The 17,816-nt window shown below is 42.9% G+C and carries 18 protein-coding genes; 15 read left to right on the forward strand and 3 right to left on the reverse strand.

Annotation, left to right across the window (positions count from 1 at the left end):
* Positions 1–165: 165 nt before the first annotated feature.
* The gene (locus tag NSQ26_RS13560; RefSeq protein ID WP_499718550.1) at positions 166–771 is read right to left on the reverse strand and encodes a trimeric intracellular cation channel family protein; all 606 of its coding nucleotides are present in this window, start codon (positions 769–771) and stop codon (positions 166–168) included.
* 154 nt (positions 772–925) lie between these two features.
* Between NSQ26_RS13560 and pcp the strand changes: the two genes are divergently transcribed.
* On the forward strand, positions 926–1,561 hold the full coding sequence (gene pcp / locus NSQ26_RS13565) for a pyroglutamyl-peptidase I (protein ID WP_499718551.1): 636 nt from the start codon (positions 926–928) through the stop codon (positions 1,559–1,561).
* Here pcp and NSQ26_RS13570 read toward each other — a convergent pair.
* A complete protein-coding gene (locus NSQ26_RS13570; RefSeq protein WP_499718552.1) occupies positions 1,540–2,172 on the reverse strand; it encodes a YigZ family protein in 633 nt (210 codons plus the stop codon). The two genes, pcp and NSQ26_RS13570, sit on opposite strands and share 22 nt — an antisense overlap.
* 293 nt (positions 2,173–2,465) lie before the next feature.
* Between NSQ26_RS13570 and NSQ26_RS13575 the strand changes: the two genes are divergently transcribed.
* The 5 genes from NSQ26_RS13575 to NSQ26_RS13595 all read left to right on the forward strand — a co-directional run bounded on the left by NSQ26_RS13575 (position 2,466) and on the right by NSQ26_RS13595 (position 7,304).
* Positions 2,466–3,479, forward strand: coding sequence for a sensor histidine kinase (locus NSQ26_RS13575; protein WP_499718553.1), 1,014 nt, complete (start codon positions 2,466–2,468; stop codon positions 3,477–3,479).
* A gap of 60 nt (positions 3,480–3,539) precedes the next feature.
* Positions 3,540–4,217, forward strand: a complete 678-nt coding sequence (locus NSQ26_RS13580; protein WP_499720076.1) for a response regulator — start codon at positions 3,540–3,542, stop codon at positions 4,215–4,217.
* Between the two features lie 162 nt (positions 4,218–4,379).
* Positions 4,380–5,219: a DegV family protein gene (locus tag NSQ26_RS13585; RefSeq protein ID WP_499720078.1), complete on the forward strand. Its 840-nt coding sequence runs from the start codon at positions 4,380–4,382 to the stop codon at positions 5,217–5,219.
* A 49-nt stretch (positions 5,220–5,268) separates the two neighbouring features.
* The gene (locus NSQ26_RS13590; RefSeq protein WP_499718554.1) at positions 5,269–6,597 is read left to right on the forward strand and encodes an ATP-dependent helicase ComFA; all 1,329 of its coding nucleotides are present in this window, start codon (positions 5,269–5,271) and stop codon (positions 6,595–6,597) included.
* 2 nt (positions 6,598–6,599) lie between these two features.
* Positions 6,600–7,304, forward strand: a complete 705-nt coding sequence (locus tag NSQ26_RS13595; protein ID WP_499718555.1) for a ComFC family protein — start codon at positions 6,600–6,602, stop codon at positions 7,302–7,304.
* An 11-nt stretch (positions 7,305–7,315) separates the two neighbouring features.
* On the opposite strand, the gene NSQ26_RS13600 is transcribed toward NSQ26_RS13595, so the two are convergent.
* Positions 7,316–8,140 carry a DUF6612 family protein gene (locus tag NSQ26_RS13600; RefSeq protein WP_499718556.1) on the reverse strand — a complete coding sequence of 275 codons (825 nt, stop codon included), beginning with the start codon at positions 8,138–8,140 and terminating at the stop codon, positions 7,316–7,318.
* Between the two features lie 372 nt (positions 8,141–8,512).
* Between NSQ26_RS13600 and NSQ26_RS13605 the strand changes: the two genes are divergently transcribed.
* From NSQ26_RS13605 to NSQ26_RS13645, 9 genes are all read left to right on the forward strand, one after another.
* On the forward strand, positions 8,513–8,710 hold the full coding sequence (locus NSQ26_RS13605; protein ID WP_090774808.1) for a cold shock domain-containing protein: 198 nt from the start codon (positions 8,513–8,515) through the stop codon (positions 8,708–8,710).
* Between the two features lie 162 nt (positions 8,711–8,872).
* Positions 8,873–9,439 carry a ribosome hibernation-promoting factor, HPF/YfiA family gene (gene hpf, locus NSQ26_RS13610; RefSeq protein ID WP_090774809.1) on the forward strand — a complete coding sequence of 189 codons (567 nt, stop codon included), beginning with the start codon at positions 8,873–8,875 and terminating at the stop codon, positions 9,437–9,439.
* A 179-nt stretch (positions 9,440–9,618) separates the two neighbouring features.
* Complete coding sequence (secA, locus tag NSQ26_RS13615; RefSeq protein ID WP_499720079.1) at positions 9,619–12,141, forward strand: preprotein translocase subunit SecA; 2,523 nt, start codon at positions 9,619–9,621, stop codon at positions 12,139–12,141.
* A 28-nt stretch (positions 12,142–12,169) separates the two neighbouring features.
* Positions 12,170–13,274 (forward strand): peptide chain release factor 2 gene (prfB, locus tag NSQ26_RS13620; protein ID WP_141769832.1). Its coding sequence is split into 2 segments (ribosomal slippage): positions 12,170–12,241 and positions 12,243–13,274, totalling 1,104 coding nucleotides; the frame shifts between segments, so codons are not numbered across the junction.
* Positions 13,275–13,387: 113 nt separating this feature from the next.
* Positions 13,388–14,254 (forward strand): YitT family protein, encoded by an 867-nt coding sequence (locus NSQ26_RS13625; protein ID WP_499718557.1) that lies wholly within the window; start codon positions 13,388–13,390, stop codon positions 14,252–14,254.
* A complete protein-coding gene (locus tag NSQ26_RS13630) occupies positions 14,255–14,587 on the forward strand; it encodes a c-type cytochrome (protein ID WP_499718558.1) in 333 nt (110 codons plus the stop codon).
* Positions 14,588–14,832: 245 nt separating this feature from the next.
* Entirely contained in the window at positions 14,833–15,519 is a 687-nt protein-coding gene (ftsE, locus tag NSQ26_RS13635; RefSeq protein WP_499718559.1) for a cell division ATP-binding protein FtsE, read from the forward strand.
* A complete protein-coding gene (ftsX, locus tag NSQ26_RS13640) occupies positions 15,509–16,399 on the forward strand; it encodes a permease-like cell division protein FtsX (RefSeq protein WP_090774812.1) in 891 nt (296 codons plus the stop codon). Before ftsE ends, ftsX begins: the two co-directional genes overlap by 11 nt.
* A gap of 27 nt (positions 16,400–16,426) precedes the next feature.
* Positions 16,427–17,728: a murein hydrolase activator EnvC family protein gene (locus NSQ26_RS13645; protein ID WP_499718560.1), complete on the forward strand. Its 1,302-nt coding sequence runs from the start codon at positions 16,427–16,429 to the stop codon at positions 17,726–17,728.
* Positions 17,729–17,816: the final 88 nt, after the last annotated feature.

Genomic DNA, 17,816 nt, shown 5'->3' on the forward strand with positions numbered 1-17,816 from the left:
TTATTCAAACGTTTCAGAACAGGATTTTCTTTTAATCCATTCCTACTACTCATTTAGTATTTAAGTGTATTAATTTGATCGTTTTTTTGTTCTTTTAGCAGGAATCGCCCGCGTGCGTGGCGAATACTTAACGACATAAGCGAGGCGTGTCGTTTGGAGGCTGATTCAGGCGATGTTCTTACTCACTCTCGGTAAATGCCAGCAATAACGCACCGTCAGCATCCGCAAGCAAATCACCAACACGAATAAAACATACTGCGCTACCGGATGGCTGAAGCCTATCCCGATGAGTAGCCCAGAAAGTAATGCCCAACCAGCATAGATATCCGTATGAAGAACAAGAGGTTTTCTCCCAGCCAAAACATCGCGAAGCATGCCGCCGCCAACGCCGGTGAGCACAGCAGCAATCATCATCGCGAAAATCGATTCATTTGCACTTTGGGCAAAGATCGCACCTTGAATGGCAAAGGCGGATAATCCGACGGCGTCAAAGAAAATGCCCCAGCGGTGCCAAAGCTGAAAGTAGCAGGACGGTAAGAGGACAAGCAATGTGATTAAGGCAAAGGTGAGTAAAAATAAAGGCGTTTGCGCCCAAAAGGCAGAGACAGGTATACCGACGACGAGATTCCGGATCATACCTCCACCGAAAGCAGTAATGAAACCGAGTGTGTAGACACCAAATAAGTCGTATTTCTCTTCAAAAGCAACAAGCGCGCCAGAGAGTGCAAATGCAAGTGTACCGATAATCGTAAAGATTTCCCACGTATTCAAAATAATTCCTCCGTTAGCATGATAAAAATGATATACAATGAATGAGTACTTTGATATAGCTGGCATAATTTATACTGACGCATTGCTAATAAAACGTTCGTTGGTGTGATTTTAGTTATGGTATTTCTTATGAGATAGAAAGGGGTATTGTGAAATGAGCAATATTATTGTAACAGGTTTTGAACCATTTTTGCAGCACCAAGAAAATCCAACGGAGATGGTTGCGCGCAAACTAAATGGCAAAGTCGTTGGGGGTCATACCATTTGCGGTTATGTGTTACCAGTGAGCTATCAAGATGCGGCACAACAGTTGTTGCAGCTCGTCACAAGCAAGGAGCCTTCTGTTGTGATGATGCTTGGTTTAGCAGGGGATAGGGATGTCATCACACCAGAGCGTGTCGCAATCAATGTGATGGATGGTGCTAAAGATAATGATGGGAGGCAGATGGTTGATCAGCCAATTGCGTCTGAAGGGCCGGCGGCTTATTTTTCGACATTGCCGATCAAGGAAATGGTAGAAAGGTTACAAGAAAAAAAGATTCCAGCACACATTTCCAATACTGCTGGAACGTACGTGTGTAATATGCTCATGTACCGGGTGTTACATTATTTGAACCTAGCGGGGTTCGCAAGCGATGTGAGGGCTGGTTTTGTTCACATCCCGTATGCAAGCAAGATGAAAGTGATAGATGATACGCCTTTTACAAATGACAAATTGGTTGAGGCAGTTCAAGAGATGCTCGCTGTCACAATCGATACCGAGACGATTCAGATGGGCGTTTCTAAATAAGAAGTGTCACCGTTTGCAATGACTGCTTGACCGTTTGTTACTGCGGTTACCCATTGATGGAAAGTATCTACTAAATGTTGTTCAACATACGTTTCGATCGTCACTTTGTCTGTATACGACACGGTCTTAATGATGTAAGGGGAGGTGTGTAGTTCATTTTCAAGTTTGCCAAGCCAAGTATAGTCGACAGTGGTGTGTACAACTTGAACTCGGGTGCGTTTGACAATGCCGACAGATACTAGCCCGTCACTAACAGCACGACCATATGCCCGGATTAATCCGCCAGCGCCTAATTTGATCCCACCGAAATAGCGGGTGACGACAACACATGTATCCTTTAACCCGCGTTTCTTTAATACTTCAAGCATCGGAACACCTGCTGTACCGCTTGGTTCGCCATCGTCGTTTGCTTTTTGAATCGTATCGTTTTCGCCAATCAAGTAAGCAGCGCAATTGTGGGCAGCATGCCAATGTTCTTTTTTGATACTTGAAATAAAGTTGGTTGCATCTTGCTCGGTTTCAGTTCTTTTGAAGTGAGCAATGAAGCGTGATTTCTGGATTACCATCTCGTATTTTCCTGTTTGTTGAATGGTCAAGTATTGTTGTAACATAGGCTGCTCCTCATATTTCCATTGTTTTTTGTCAGTTTTTAACGGGGTGATGTAGTATAATCAGTTTACAGAGACAGGAATTTGTTTTAAGTAAGGTTTGCAGGGGATAGGGAATGTTTGATAAACTGAATAAGTATAGGTCTTACTATTCTACCACGATTGTTTCTGATGTGAAATCATTTTCCAAAGAAGATGCAAGGTGTTGTAAAAAGAACAACCTGCAAAATGTATGGCGACAGGATCGTGCGCAATGTTTGGTTTTTCTCTTAATCTGTGAAAGGCGGGTGAAATGGATGAAAGCGAATGAAGCAATGTGTGACAAGATAATGGAACAAGTCCGAGATGATGTGCAAGGAGCGCAGGAGAAAATAAAGACGATGGATGCGTGTGCACGCGAGGAATATCACGCGATTGTGCAAGCGAAGTCATGTGCCCAGGACGCAATTGCCGCAAGTCACGATGAAGAGATATCATGCGAAGATCAATCTGTTGATGCTTTCATGAGGAGACAAGAGAACGACAAGGACATGGAGGGACGCCTGCTAGTGCTGCAACAGACAATGATGAAGGCGACGCATTACTCTGAGCAATTAACGCGGGCTGGAGACGCTTTGGCAGGTGTAGAACAACATTCAAGTGATCGGGCAATCCAGGCAAGAGCTGTTGCAGTTCGTGAAGAAGAGCGATTGCGATTAGCAAGAGATATGCACGATGGTCCAGCACAATTGATGACACAAGTCATGTTACATACAGATTATATTCCATTTGTTTACGAAAAAGAAGGATTACATGCGGCGCTAGACGAGCTTCACATGTTGCGTGAGTATGTGAGGGCGTTATCTGAAGATGTAAGACGCGTTGTGGCTGACTTAAGACCAGCAGATATGAGTGACAAAGGGATTGTCGAAACATTGCGTGTCTATATCGAAGGCATAGAAGAACAAATGGTTAAAGGAAGCATTGTTTTTGAATCGATGGGTGAAGCAGAGGGCTTGTCGTTAGATATGCAAATTGCCTTGTTTCGCTTGGTTCAGGAATCCCTGCATAATGTGAAGAAGCATGCTGAGGCCGATAAGGTAACTGTCACGTTAGAAATGAAAGCGCATGAGATTGTATTACAAGTGGTTGATAACGGGAAAGGATTTGATCCAACACAACGTAAGGCCACTTCATTTGGTTTAGTTGGGATGAAAGAACGAGTAGATGCACTTGGTGGTGTCATTGACATTGATTCGGGCATCGGTCATGGGACGAGTGTAACCATTTTTGTACCGAGAGACTGTAGTCAGACCTTAGAGGAAGCATGAGTTGTACAAGGGGGAATCGCACGAGTGAAAACAGAAGAAAGACATAAAATACGTATCGCAATGATTGACGATCATCCTTTATTTCGTGCAGGAGTAAAGCAAATTTTATCTATGGAAGAAAATTTCGAAGTTGTGGCAGAAGGAGAAGACGGGTCTGAAGCAGTTGATCTCATGCGGCAGTACCAGCCGGACATTATTCTCATGGATATGCAAATGCCAAAGGTGAATGGTATCGAAGCGACAGAGACATTGCTGCAGTCATTTCCTAACGCTAAGGTGTTAATTTTATCTATTTATGAAGAGGAAACATATGTCTCTTCTGTGTTGCGTGCCGGTGCTGTAGGTTATTTGTTAAAAGAAATGAAAGCAACAAAATTAATTGAAGCGATTAAAATGACGGCGGCAGGGGGCATGTATATTCATCCGAAAGTGGCACCTTACGTCTTAAAAGAGTACCGAGATTTATGGCAAAAACAACAAGCGCAACAAGCTGCAACTGCTTACCAAGTGGTTGAATATTGTCGTCCCTTACATTTGTTGACAGTAAGAGAGTGTGAAATATTGCAATTACTCGTTGACGGAGAAAATAATAAAGGAATGGCTGAATCGCTCTACATTAGTGAGAAGACGGTCAAAAACCACATTAGTCGTATTTTACGAAAATTGAAAGTGAAAGATCGTACACAAGCGGTTGTAGTGGCCATGAAGCGTGGTTATGTGCTTGTGCGTGATGATTGATGCGTTTCGTTGTCAAATTGTGCTTTTTTCCAGTAACAAAGAAAATCAACCAAGAAATTTGCTGATATTTCTCGGGAAATAAATGATTTAAGCGATTTCCCTTGATTATCGGCGCACTTTCCGCTACATTTAGGAAGACTGATGTAGGAGGAATAGTAAATGGTGAAAACAGCAATTGTTACAGATACAACCGCTTTTTTGGATCAAGACATGATTAAGACGTTCAATGTATATGAGGTTCCTTTGTCTGTCATTTTTGACGGAAAAGCATACCGTGAAGGGATTGATATGACAGCGGCTGCTTTCTATGAAAAATTAGAGACGGAGCAAGCATTGCCAACAACTTCGCAGCCGCCTGTAGGTGCATTTGTATCTTTATTTGAGCAACTTAAGGAAGAAGGGTATACAGATGTTATTTCCGTTCATTTGTCATCTAAAATTAGTGGGACTTATCAAACCGCCATGTCCGCGGCTCGTATGGTTGAAGGGCTAACAGTGCATGGATTTGATTCAGAAATTAGTTCTGCGCCCCAAGCGTTTTTCGTACAAACCGCAGCAGAAATGGTTCAGGATGGGGCGGATGTGACACATATTATCGCTACGTTACAACAATTAAAAGAGAGGGCCTGCGCTTATTTTATGGTCGATGATTTAAATCATTTGCGTCGTGGTGGGCGATTAAGTGGTGCGCAAGCATTAATCGGTGGTTTACTACAAATCAAGCCGATCTTACATTTTGAGGATGGTACCATTGTGCCATTTGAAAAGGTACGAACAGAAAAAAAAGCGTTAAATCGCATTTTATCGATGTTGTACGCTGATATTGATGCAGGTAAAGTGACGCGTGTAGCTGTTATTCATGCAAACCGCCCTGATCGGGCTGAGGCATTGAAGCAGGAGATCGAAGCGTATAATAAAACACTCGAAATACGTACAGGCTATTTTAGTCCGGTCATTGGCACGCATCTCGGAGTGGGCAGTTTAGGAATTGGTTGGCACTAATTTACGTTTAAATGATGTACACTATTTTTTGAAACGTGGGGGTGGCGTTATGACTGATCAGGCGATCCGTCAATGTTTAGCGGGTCGACAATTGTTAGAAACAGAAGTGCCATTCCCGAAAGAAGTGCTGCATCGTTCTCTTCATGTCAATCACCAACCAGCGTTGCAAATCGAATTTGGCCACTGGCATTGTCGTCGGTGTGGCAATGATGAGCAGGCCCTTTTTTATACACATGAATGTGCGCGTTGTAAACAGCCATGCACATATTGTCGCTATTGTATTCGGCTCGGAAAAGCGTCATCGTGTACGCTTTTATATACGTGGGTAGGGGCATTGTTCTCTTACCGTCCGCTATTTTCGGCGTGTGCGTGGCGTGGGACGCTCACGTCTGCACAAGCTCAAGCTGCAAAGGCATTGGTACGCGCGGTAGAACAAGCGCATGTACATCTACTTTGGGCAGTATGTGGCGCGGGGAAGACAGAAGTATTGTATCCTGCGTTAGCGCGTAGTTTTGCACTTGGTTATCGTGTTGCGATTGTCGCACCAAGAATAGATGTAATAAAAGAGTTAGCACCGCGTTTATGTGAGGCGTTCCCGAAAGTATCTCAAAGTGTATGGTATGCAGGTAGCCGGAAACAACCGTTACACGCACAACTTGTACTTGCGACAACGCACCAACTGATGCGTTATCAACATGCATTTGATGTGGTGATTGTTGATGAGGTGGACGCATTTCCTTACGCTTACGATGAGCGTTTGCAGCGCGTGGTTGAGCGTGCGCGTAAAAATGTAAGCGCATTCATATTGCTTAGTGCGACACCTTCTAGGCAAATTCAGAAACAGTATCGCTTTCATCAAACAAAAATTTCGAGAAGGTTCCATGGCCATGATTTACCTCTCCCTTCTCTGCAATGGTGTGGACATTGGCGAAAGGATTTGCAACAAGGGAAGTTGCCGAAGAAAGTGCGCGCGTGGATGATGTCACACCGGACCAAGCCAAAAATGATTTTCGTTCCTTCCGTCCATACTTTACAACAACTGTCGATCTGTTTAAAACGTGCTGACATGGCACACGTTGCTGTTCATGCTCAGTCGCGGGCGAGACATACAGATGTAGCATTGTATCGACGTGGTGAAGTTGATTGCATTGTGACGACAACAATTTTAGAGAGAGGAATTACAATCAAAGGCTTGCAAGTCGCTGTACTAGGCGCGGAGGATCATATTTTCACTGAAGCAGCACTTGTACAAATAAGCGGTCGAGTGGGGCGGAATCAGGCTGAACCAACAGGGGACATTGTATTCTTTCATCACGGTAAGACAAAAGCAATGAAGAAAGCGATTGCGCACATTGTATCGATGAACGAGGAGGAATGAGTGTGAGGCGGTGTATCATTTGTCATGTTTCATTTCGGACAGCGATGTCGTTTCGAATGCTCATGGATCCAGGAGAAGAGAAGATGTGTGAGCAATGTTACGAAAAATTAGAAGCGATAGAGGGGAGCGGATGCCAGCGTTGTGGGAGTAAGGTTGTTCATGAGAAGCAAGAGATTTGCTATGATTGTGTGCGCTGGTCAAAAATGCTTGAAGGCGATGTGTTGGAACGCAATTATTCGTTGTTTTATTATAATGATTTCTTAAAGGGGATATTAGCAGATTACAAGTATCGAGGAGATGTTGCTTTACATGAATGTTTTGTAGCGGTTATGCGGCGGGCATACCGTAAAACATTTGCTCACTGTATACCTGTAGCGATCCCGCTTTCTCCAGAAAGACTCAAGGAGAGGGGATTTAACCAGGCTACATTGCTTGCTAGAAATTGGGCAGGTCGTGTCACTTGGTTACAGCGGGCAACAAACGACTCAGGAAAACAAAGTAAAAAAACGCGCCGGCAGCGGATCGCGCTCATAAAAGAAAATCCTTTTAAACTTGCATCAGATGTTGAGCCTGCTTATTTCTCAGGAAAAAGTGTTGTCATTATGGATGATATTTATACAACTGGAACAACGGTGAGACAAGCGGCGCGCGTTCTGATCAAGTATGGCGCACAATCCGTGTCATCTTTGACAATCGCGCGTTCCTGAGTCATGCGTAATTACGGGGAGCGTGTGTCTAATTGTGGGGGCGTATCTAGCTTAAGAAGCGTATATTCTTTGCTGATGGTTTCGATGCCCTTTGTTGTCGGCGCTGTAAGTTCACAAAAGATGTAAACTTGTTCGACGAGCAGTGATGATTCATTAATAAATAACATGTAATGTAGCTGACTAAACTGGTACGATGCTTCTTTTTCTCTGTCCGATTGTTGATTCGCCATATCGTCTGGTAAAATGAAGGTGTCCGCAACTGCCTGTTGTTGCGTCTCATCTGCCTTTACGGATAGCACATACATATCTTCTTGTTGCTCAAAAATAACATGATCGATAAACGTTTTGAACACTTCAAGGTGATCAACTGGTGCAAAATGGATGATGGATGTGTCTTGAAAGGTCGATAGACGAGGTGATTCCTCTGACCAATCTCCGTTATTTAATACAAATGCAGATGTGTCAGTCTTCCAGATGGAGAAATCTTCACTTTGGCTGTCAGAAACAGATGGATCCCAGTCTTTTATGTGCTTGAATTCACTATACCACGCACCTTGATTTGATACATATTGGGATGTCCCTTCTGTAACAGTAGTGTTTACTGTCGAGTAAGTATCTGTTTGGAGGAGGTGCGACAGGGTATCAATTTGTTTGCTTTTAAAACCAAACACTTTTTGATGATTGTGTGTTTCGATGGATTGTTGGAGCAATGTGTCCACATCCAAGTGTTCATTATCTGTATATGTCTGTATGTTCGGTGTCTCTTTCATTGAAAAAGAGCAACCACTTAACAGGAAAAGTAATAAAAGGCTATAGGTACGTAAATGCGAAAACAAAGGTGAATCCCCCTTCTGGAGAAATAACATACAAAAAATATTACAATCATATTACATTTGACATCTATTGTAACAAAAATTGTGGATCGATGGAATAGGGAAAATGTACTAGTGATCGTTGGAGAGAAAAAGAGAAAAATATTGCACCAATCTTTCGTCAATATTTTCGAAGTATGATTGAGAAAAAAGCTTGATAAATCAGTACTTTGATACATTGAGCAAAGAAAAAGTATCACAGATCGCTAGAATTAGACATGGATTTATGATGTAGATTTAAAATAAATGGTTTGACTTTACTCCACTTCACTGATATAGTTGAAGATGTGGTAAAGCACCACAATGAAATTTTCAGTAACGAAGGGAATGTGAAGCATGCAAGGAAAAGTAAAATGGTTTAATGCAGAAAAAGGTTTCGGTTTTATCGAGCGCGAAGATGGCGACGATGTATTCGTACATTTCTCAGCGATCAACTCTGAAGGCTTTAAAACACTTGATGAAGGTCAAGATGTAGAATTTGAAATCGTTGAAGGCGCGCGTGGACCGCAAGCTGCAAACGTAATGAAGCTTTAATTCACATTCCTGTACGGATATGAATGATAGCTAATGAACAGCCCACTTCACATCGAGGTGGGCTTTTGTCATATTTTGTACACATTTACGTTTGTTTTCTGGTAGGAATACATATGGGGTTTGGCGAAATAGTATGTGTAAGAAAGAAAGGGGAGAGTTGACATGAATTTTAACATTCGTGGAGAGAACATTGAGGTAACAGCTCCGATTCGTGCATATGTCGAAAAGAAGGTGAGTAAGCTTAGCCGCTATTTTGCGACGATGCCTGTTGCTGATGTTCATGTGAAATTGCAGCTCTTAGGTAACAACGAGGCAAGTGTAGAGGTGACGATTCCAATGTCTAAATTGCTTTTACGAGCAGAAGAGACACACTCAGATATGTATGCAGCAATCGATTTAGTTGTAGAGAAGTTAGAGCGACAAATCCGTAAGTATAAAACGAAGGTAAACCGCAAGTTCCGTCAAGAAGGTAGTTTGAAATATATGTTTGTCAATGAGCTAGAGCCGTTACAACAAGAACAGATCATAGATGATGAAGGTGCATTAGAGGAACCAGAGGTCGTGCGGACAAAGCGATTTAGTTTGAAGCCAATGGATGCAGAAGAAGCCATTTTGCAGATGGATATGCTGGGTCATAATTTCTTTGTCTATGCGGATGCAGATAGCGGGCGGACAAATGTGGTATATCGGCGCAAGGATGGAAAATACGGTTTAATTGAAGCGGTATAGTATTTTCAATTAGGAAAGACGTTTCTAGAATATAACAAGGCGTACGGATAATCGTGCGCCTCTTTATTTGTTACCACTTGTCTAAATTGTAAGTGACAGTGTAAACTGGTATGATAAAGAGAGAAACATGGCGATGAGCGAGTGTTGTTTATGCTACTGTCAAGAAGGGAAAGATGTTGATGCTTGGGTTACTGAAAAAAGTCGTAGGAGATCCTGCGCAAAAGCAGTTGAAGAAAAATGAGAAGGTTGTAGACAAAATTGAAGCGTTAGCCGATGAGACAAAACAATTATCCGACACACAGTTACGTCAAAAAACGGAACAGTTCAAAGCGGAATTAAAAGAAGGAAGTACATTAGACGACATCGTTGTGCCAGCACTTGCGGTTGTGCGTGAAGCAGCCGGTCGGGTGCTCAACGAATATCCATATCGCGTACAATTACTCGGTGCATTGGCACTTCATCAAGGCAATATTGCGGAAATGAAAACAGGTGAAGGGAAGACACTTGTTGGAACGATCGCAATGTATGTACAAGCGCTTGCGGGGAAAGGGGTACACATTGTAACGGTCAATGATTATTTGGCGCGCCGTGACCTTGAAAATTACGGTCGAATTTTTCAGTTTCTTGGTTTGACAGTAGGTTTAAATGAGAGCGGTTTGTCAAGAGAAGAAAAGCAAGCAGCGTACCAAGCTGATGTCACGTACAGTACAAACAATGAATTAGGGTTTGATTATTTGCGTGATAATATGGTGTTGTATAAAGAGGAAATGGTTCAACGTCCGCTCTATTTTGCTTTAATTGATGAAGTGGACTCGATTTTAATTGATGAAGCGCGGACGCCACTTATTATTTCGGGTTCCGTTGAACGAAAAACGAAATTATACGGTCAAGCGGATACATTCGTTCGGGCATTGAAAAAAGATGTGGATTACACGTATGACGTGAAGACGAAAAATGTACAGCTAACCGATGAAGGGGTTAACAAGGCAGAGCGCGCGTTCCAAATTGATAACTTATATGATCAAAAGCACGTACAATTGAATCATCATATTGGACAATCATTAAAGGCGCATGTAGCGATGGCCCGTGATGCCGACTATGTTGTCGATGAAGGTGAAGTGGTCATTGTTGACCAATTCACAGGACGATTAATGAAAGGGCGACGCTATAGTGATGGCTTGCATCAAGCGTTAGAGGCGAAAGAAGGTTTACAAGTACAGCGTGAGAGCATGACGCTCGCATCGGTGACGTTCCAAAACTATTTCCGTTTGTATGCAAACTTGGCAGGAATGACTGGTACGGCGAAGACAGAGGAGGAAGAGTTTCGCAATATTTATGGGATGGACGTGATGGTTGTCCCAACGAATAAACCGATTGCGCGGATTGACAAACCAGATTTGATTTATAAGTCGATGCAAGCGAAATTTGAAGCTGTCGTCGCCGAGATAGAGGCGCTTCATAAAAGTGGACGACCTGTACTCGTTGGAACGGTTAATGTGGATACCTCAGAGCTTGTCGCGAAAATGTTGCATAAAAAGCGGATTCCGCATCATGTGTTAAATGCGAAGAACCATGAGCGTGAAGCGGAGATCATTGAAAATGCGGGTCAAAAAGGCGCAGTGACGATTGCCACAAATATGGCTGGTCGAGGAACAGACATTAAGCTCGGTGATGGTGTGAAAGCGCTTGGTGGCTTACATGTTCTTGGGACAGAACGGCATGAGAGTCGCCGGATTGATAATCAGTTGCGAGGTCGGTCAGGACGTCAAGGCGATGAAGGTTCTTCCCAATTTTATTTGTCAATGGAAGATGAATTAATGCGGCGCTTCGGTTCGGATAATATGAAAACAATGATGGATCGACTTGGTATGGAAGAAGACCAGCCAATTGAATCGAAGCTTGTTTCAAGAGCTGTTGAGACAGCGCAGAAACGTGTTGAAGGCAATAACTATGATGCGCGTAAACAAATTTTGCAATATGATGATGTTATGCGTGAGCAGCGCGAAATCATTTATAAACAACGGATGGAAGTCATTGAGTCTGATAATTTACGTGAAGTCATTTTAACGATGCAAAAGGCAGTTGTCGAACGTGTTGTGACCACACATACGCCTGAAGCAGAACTGGAAGAAGAATGGGATCTTGCAGCGATTGTTTCGTATATGAACGGGCAATTATTAAGTGAGAATGCGATGACGGAACAACAACTCAAAGGAAAAGACCAAGAAGAAATGATAGCATTTGTTTATGAGCAAGTGAAACAAGCGTATGAACAGAAAGAAGCAGACGTGTCACCGGCGCATATGCGTGAGTTTGAAAAAGTCATTTTGCTGCGGACAGTCGATCGTAAGTGGATGAACCACATTGACCAAATGGATCAGTTGCGACAAGGGATTCACTTACGTGCGTACGGTCAAAACGACCCATTGCGTGAGTATCGTTTTGAAGGATTTAGCATGTTTGAAGCGATGATTGCAGAAATTGAAGAAGAAGTTTCCATGTATGTCATGAAAGCACAAGTACAGCAAAATCTCGAACGTCAAGAAGTAGCAGAAGGAAAAGCGATGCAGCAGTCTACAACGACAGAGGCAGATCAAAAGCCGAAACGAAAGCCGATCCGTAAAAGTGAAGTTGCAGGACGAAATGATGCTTGTGTATGTGGAAGCGGAAAAAAATATAAAAATTGCTGCGGGAAAAATTAAGTTTTCCTGCAAGCGTGGGGTGATTGTCATGGATTTAGTAGAAATAAAGCAAGAATTGACAGTAATTGAGAAGCGACTAACTGATTTTAGGGGGTCTCTTTGACGTCGAAGAAAAAGAAGAGCGCATTGCTGAGTTAGAGCAGAAAATGACTGAAGAAAATTTTTGGGATGACCAACAAGCAGCTCAGGTGGTTATTAATGAAGCGAATGCTTTAAAAGATCAGGTGCGAACGTTTGCCGAGATGGTGACCGCGTATGAAGATTTGGAGGTTAGCTTTGCACTGTTGCGCGAGGAGGAGGATTCTGAGCTTGCAGAAGAGCTATCAGCTGGATTGGGAACGTTAAAAGAGTCAATTAACCAGTTTGAGCTACAAATGTTATTGAATGGTCCTTACGATCGCAGCAATGCCATTTTGGAGTTGCATCCAGGAGCTGGAGGGACTGAATCACAAGACTGGGCTGCGATGTTACTTCGAATGTATACACGATGGGCCGAGAAAAATGGCTTTTCTGTCGCAACATTAGATTACCTACCTGGTGAAGAAGCTGGCGTAAAAAGTGTGACATTGTCGATCAAAGGGCTTCATGCATATGGCTATTTAAAAGCTGAAAAAGGGGTGCACCGACTCGTCCGCATTTCCCCGTTTGATTCATCGGGACGTAGACATACATCGTTTGTCTCATGTGAAGTGATGCCAGAGCTTGACGACGCAGTCGATGTTGAGATGAATACGGAAGACTTAAAAATTGATACGTATCGTGCCAGTGGTGCCGGTGGTCAACATATTAACACGACCGATTCAGCGGTGCGTATTACACACTTGCCAACCAATACAGTTGTGACGTGTCAAAGCGAGAGATCTCAAATTAAAAATCGGGAACATGCAATGAAAATGATGAAAGCAAAGTTACACCAACTACAAATTGAGGAACAAGAGCGAGAGCTTGCAGAAATCCGAGGGGAACAAAAAGATATTGGATGGGGCAGTCAAATTCGCTCCTATGTGTTTCATCCATATTCAATGGTGAAAGATCACCGCACAAATTATGAAATTGGGAATACGAATGCTGTCATGGACGGCGATATTCATGGCTTTATAGATGCATACTTAAGACAGGCACTATCGGGATGATTGATGGGGAGTGGACGTTGCTAGTTGCCTCTTGTACGTTAGAGGCAGCACGTCCATTTTTTTACGTTTCAACATGAAAATTTTAACATAAGAGTAAAAAGGAGAAAGATATCGTGCGAAATCGTCGATCAGCGCCGCCAAATGCGGTGACACAAGTCATTTTTGATTATAGCCGTGTGTTACTCGGTTCAGCCATTGTGGCGCTTGCGTTTAATTTATTTTTATTGCCGAACCAAATTGCACCAGGTGGTGTAAGTGGCGTCGGTACAATTGCAAACTATGCCTTTGGGTTTGAACCAGCGTATACATTATGGGCGTTAAACATCCCTATTTTTATTTCGGGTTTACTTTTACTTGGTGGGTTTCGTTACGGGTTGAAAACGTTAGTTGGTACATTGTTTATTCCGCTCGTTGTATTGTTAACACGAGATTGGTCGGTTGCAGTAAGTGACCCGTTGCTCGGTGCGTTGTTTGGCGGTATTGGTGTGGGACTCGGTTTAGGCATCGTCTTTTTGGCAAATGCAAGTACAGGGGGTACAGATTTGATTGCACAAATTGTGCAGCGTTTCACCGGGTTATCCGTTGGCATGTGTGTCGGTTTAATTGATGGATTTGTCGTTGTTACCTCTGCATTTGTTTTTAGTATTGAACTTGCGCTGTATGCATTGATTGCACTTGTCGCAATTAGTAAGACGATTGACTTTGTACAGATGGGCATTGGTTACGCAAAAGTGGCTTATATCGTTTCAAATGAGGAAGAACAGGTGCAGGCAGCACTTTATCGTTCGGTTGACCGCGGTGTAACGAAGCTTGTTGGCTATGGTGGTTATACGAACGAAGCCCGTGCAGTACTCATGTGTGTGGTGAACCAAAATGAAGTTGCTCGCTTGAAACAAACAGTGCGCCAAACGGATCCAAAGGCGTTTGTCGTGCTTTCTACTGCTTCTGAAGTGTTAGGTGAAGGATTTAAGAAGGGATAGGTGATTGACGTGTGGCGTGTCTATATCGCGCTATGTATGGTGGGCGTGCTCGTTGCTTGTGGGGGTAAAGAGGACGGTGTTGAAAAAGAAGATGTGTCGACAGGAAACACGTCCTTTGAACAAAGTGAAGGTTATGCGTACTATGAGCAAGAAGGGTGTATTGCTTGTCATGGCGACGCATTGCAAGGCGCATCAGGACCGGCGTTGACGTCACAATCTTTGTCGGTATCTGAAATTGAACAGATTATTTCAAAGGGAAAAGGGTTTATGCCGCCGCAACAAGTAGATGCTGACATTTTAACGGTGCTGGCGACGTGGTTGAGTGAACAATAAGTTCGCTCTTTTTTTGCGTCTTTTCAGCACATCCGACAGCTTGAAACAAACCTTGAAAAGAACTGAAATAGAACTGTAATGTTATATGTAAGATTCTAATGGTATAATCAGCACGAAGCCTGTCGCAGAAGAGGGGTAATGAGGCGATCACGTCGTATGATGAAGTGACGCGTAATATGCCCCCGTGTGATAAACAAAATAAAACAATGTTATTGCAACAAACAAGAAAAAAAGGTTGTGTGATCATGATCAGGCTCGAAGATGTTTGGAAAGTATACCCTCATAATGTCAAAGCACTTAGTGGGGTAACAGTGGAAGTCACTAGAGGAGAATTTGTTTACATAGTCGGTCCCAGCGGTGCAGGAAAGTCAACGTTTATTCGCTTAATGTATAGAGAAGAACGTCCGACAAAAGGTGCTGTTTTTATAGGGGATACCGATGTATCTACGTTACCTGACAAGCACATCCCACATTTACGCCGCAAAATTGGTGTCGTCTTCCAAGACTTCAAGTTGTTACAACAGCTAACAGTCTTTGAAAATGTGGCGTTTGCGTTAGAAGTAATAGAGGAAACACCAGAAAACATAGAGAAACGTGTCACTGAAGTGTTAGGTCTTGTTAAATTGGAGCATAAAGCGAAATTTTTACCGAGCGAACTTTCTGGAGGGGAGCAGCAACGGGTCGCCATCGCTCGCGCCGTGGCGAACAAACCAGAAGTGCTCATTGCGGATGAGCCAACAGGAAATTTAGACCCCGACACGGCATGGACAATTATGGATGTACTTGACAACATTCATCAGCTTGGTACAACAGTCATCATGGCGACACATAATAAAGAAATTGTGAACACAAGAAAAAGACGCGTCATTGCCATTGAAGATGGTCGTATTTTGCGGGACGAGGCAAGGGGGAATTACGCATATGAATATTAGAACGTTGAAGCGTCATATGCGCGAAGGTACAAAAAACCTTGTACGTAATGGCTGGATGACGTTTGCTTCTGTCAGTGCTGTGACAGTCATGCTCGTCATTGTGGGCTTTTTCCTTGTCATGTTTTTAAATGGCAATCACATTGCCCATACGGTTGAAAATAGTGTGGAAATCCGTGCTTTTTATCAGACAGGTACAGACGATGAGAAAGTGAAAGAAGTCATTGCCGAAGTAGAAGCGCTAGATGATGTAGAATCCGTCCGTTTTATTGATAAAGAAGAAGGACTGGAGAGATTTATTGCCTCTTCAGGAGAGAATGGTGAAGTATATAAAAGTTTCAAAGGCGAGAACCCTTTGCCACATGCACTTGAAGTGACAGCGACATCTCCACAGCTTACGGAAAAAGTAGCGCTTGAGATTCGTCAAAATGCACACATCAAGGAAGTGACGTATGGCAAAGCCTATATAGATTCTCTATTCAAGGTAACCAATTTTGCAAGAATTGCTGGGTTAGCTGTTGTAATTGGATTGTTATTTACAGCGATATTTTTAATTGCCAACACTATTAAGCTTACAATCTTGGCACGCTCAAAAGAGATTCAAATTATGAAACTAGTAGGAGCAACAAATGGATTTGTTCGTGGGCCATTTTTCGTGGAAGGTGCATTGCTTGGTGTAATAGGGAGCGTGATCCCGATCACATTGATGGGATTTGGCTATACATACGCTTATGCGCGTCTATCGCCACCAAGTGACGCACTGTATTCCTTACTGTCACCGGGACAGTTAATTGTGCAAATTTCCTTGTTGTTACTGGTTGTAGGATTGTTAGTAGGTATCTGGGGTAGTACGATGTCAGTACGGAAATTCTTGAAAATCTAAGTGGGATAACGAAGGGAGATCAAGATGATGAAAAAACGTATGATGAAAGCAGCAGTTGTATTAACGGTAGCCGGTAGTTTAATTTCAAGTGGGGTGCAACCAGCGGTAGCGAATAGCGGTGTGAATGCCCAAATCAGTGATCTAAAAGGCAAGCAACAAGAGGTGGAAACAAAAGTATCAGAGAAGCAGTCAGAGATTACAAAACTTGATGGTGAGTTAAAAGAAATTCAAGGAAAGATTGATTCTATCCGTAGTAAAGAAGCTGAGACGGAAAAGAAATTAGCTGAAGCAGAAGAGCAGTTAAAGAAATTAGAAGATGAAATTCTTGAGCTACAAGAAGAGATTAAAATTCTTGAAGAGCGGATTGAAGAGCGCAAAGCACTCATTGAGCAGCGTGCAGTAGAATCGTACCAATCTGGTGGCGATGCAAGTTATTTAGAAGTATTGCTAGGCTCACAGAACTTTGGTGATTTCGTTTCTAAAGCGACAACAATGACAACCATTGCAGAACATGACCGTGATATGCTTGATGAACACATTGCTGACGAGCAAAAATTACAAGAAATGAAGGCAGCTGTAGAAGAGAAGAAAGCGGCAGTGGAAGCCCAAAAGCAAGAACTAGAGTCATTGAAACAAGAATTGGTTTCCAAGCGTGAAGAAATGGACAAGCTACGTGGCGATCTCGACCAAAAGAAGCAACAATTAGAAAATGAACTTGGCGAGATTATATCAGAAGAAGAGATCTTGAAAAACCAAGAGGCAGCATTGCAAGCAGAGTTAAATAAACAAGAAGAGGCTGCGTCTAATGGTGGAAGTGGTCAGTCTTCGGCGAACCGTAGTAATGGTAAAAGCAAATCATCTTCAAACGCTGTATCTAGCAGCTCTTCTTCGAGCAGCGGAGGGAACAGTGGTGGCTCGTCAGCACCAGCAGCGTCTTCAGCTGGATTTATTCATCCAGCACCTGGTGTAGGGGTTTACTCTGGCTTTGGGATGAGAAATGGTCGTCCGCATAATGGCGTTGATTTTTCAAGTCGTGGACATATCCCAATTATTGCTTCACAAAGTGGCACGGTGTCCAATTCTGGTTATCGACATGACTATGGAAACTGGATTACGATTACGCATAACGTCAATGGGAAACAAATGACCACATTGTATGCCCATCTCAAAGAGAGATATGTGGCTGCTGGAGAAAGTGTCAGCCAAGGACAAACAATTGGTTTGATGGGTAGCACAGGTGATTCCACGGGGCAGCATTTGCACTTTGAAATTCATGAAGGGCCGTTTAGATTTGGGGCGAGTGCTGTGAATCCGATGAAATATTTGTAAAGAACATTAGTTAAAAAGCGCCCCTAGGGGCGCTTTTTAACTAATGTTGGACACAACCCCCATAACCAACTAAAATGAAAAGAAGGAA

The sequence above is a fragment of the Bacillus sp. FSL W7-1360 genome (genome assembly GCF_038592975.1).
Taxonomy (GTDB): domain Bacteria; phylum Bacillota; class Bacilli; order Bacillales; family Bacillaceae_D; genus Shouchella; species Shouchella lonarensis.

Excerpts from the sequence above, each read along its gene's own strand:
- pcp (WP_499718551.1), top strand. The coding sequence starts at position 926 with ATGAGCAATATTATTGTAACAGGTTTTGAACCATTTTTGCAGCACCAA.
- NSQ26_RS13570 (WP_499718552.1), bottom strand. The coding sequence starts at position 2,172 with ATGTTACAACAATACTTGACCATTCAACAAACAGGAAAATACGAGATG.
- NSQ26_RS13575 (WP_499718553.1), top strand. The coding sequence starts at position 2,466 with ATGAAAGCGAATGAAGCAATGTGTGACAAGATAATGGAACAAGTCCGA.
- NSQ26_RS13580 (WP_499720076.1), top strand. The coding sequence starts at position 3,540 with ATGATTGACGATCATCCTTTATTTCGTGCAGGAGTAAAGCAAATTTTA.
- NSQ26_RS13590 (WP_499718554.1), top strand. The coding sequence starts at position 5,269 with ATGACTGATCAGGCGATCCGTCAATGTTTAGCGGGTCGACAATTGTTA.
- NSQ26_RS13605 (WP_090774808.1), top strand. The coding sequence starts at position 8,513 with ATGCAAGGAAAAGTAAAATGGTTTAATGCAGAAAAAGGTTTCGGTTTT.
- hpf (WP_090774809.1), top strand. The coding sequence starts at position 8,873 with ATGAATTTTAACATTCGTGGAGAGAACATTGAGGTAACAGCTCCGATT.
- secA (WP_499720079.1), top strand. The coding sequence starts at position 9,619 with ATGCTTGGGTTACTGAAAAAAGTCGTAGGAGATCCTGCGCAAAAGCAG.
- ftsE (WP_499718559.1), top strand. The coding sequence starts at position 14,833 with ATGATCAGGCTCGAAGATGTTTGGAAAGTATACCCTCATAATGTCAAA.
- ftsX (WP_090774812.1), top strand. The coding sequence starts at position 15,509 with ATGAATATTAGAACGTTGAAGCGTCATATGCGCGAAGGTACAAAAAAC.
- NSQ26_RS13645 (WP_499718560.1), top strand. The coding sequence starts at position 16,427 with ATGAAAAAACGTATGATGAAAGCAGCAGTTGTATTAACGGTAGCCGGT.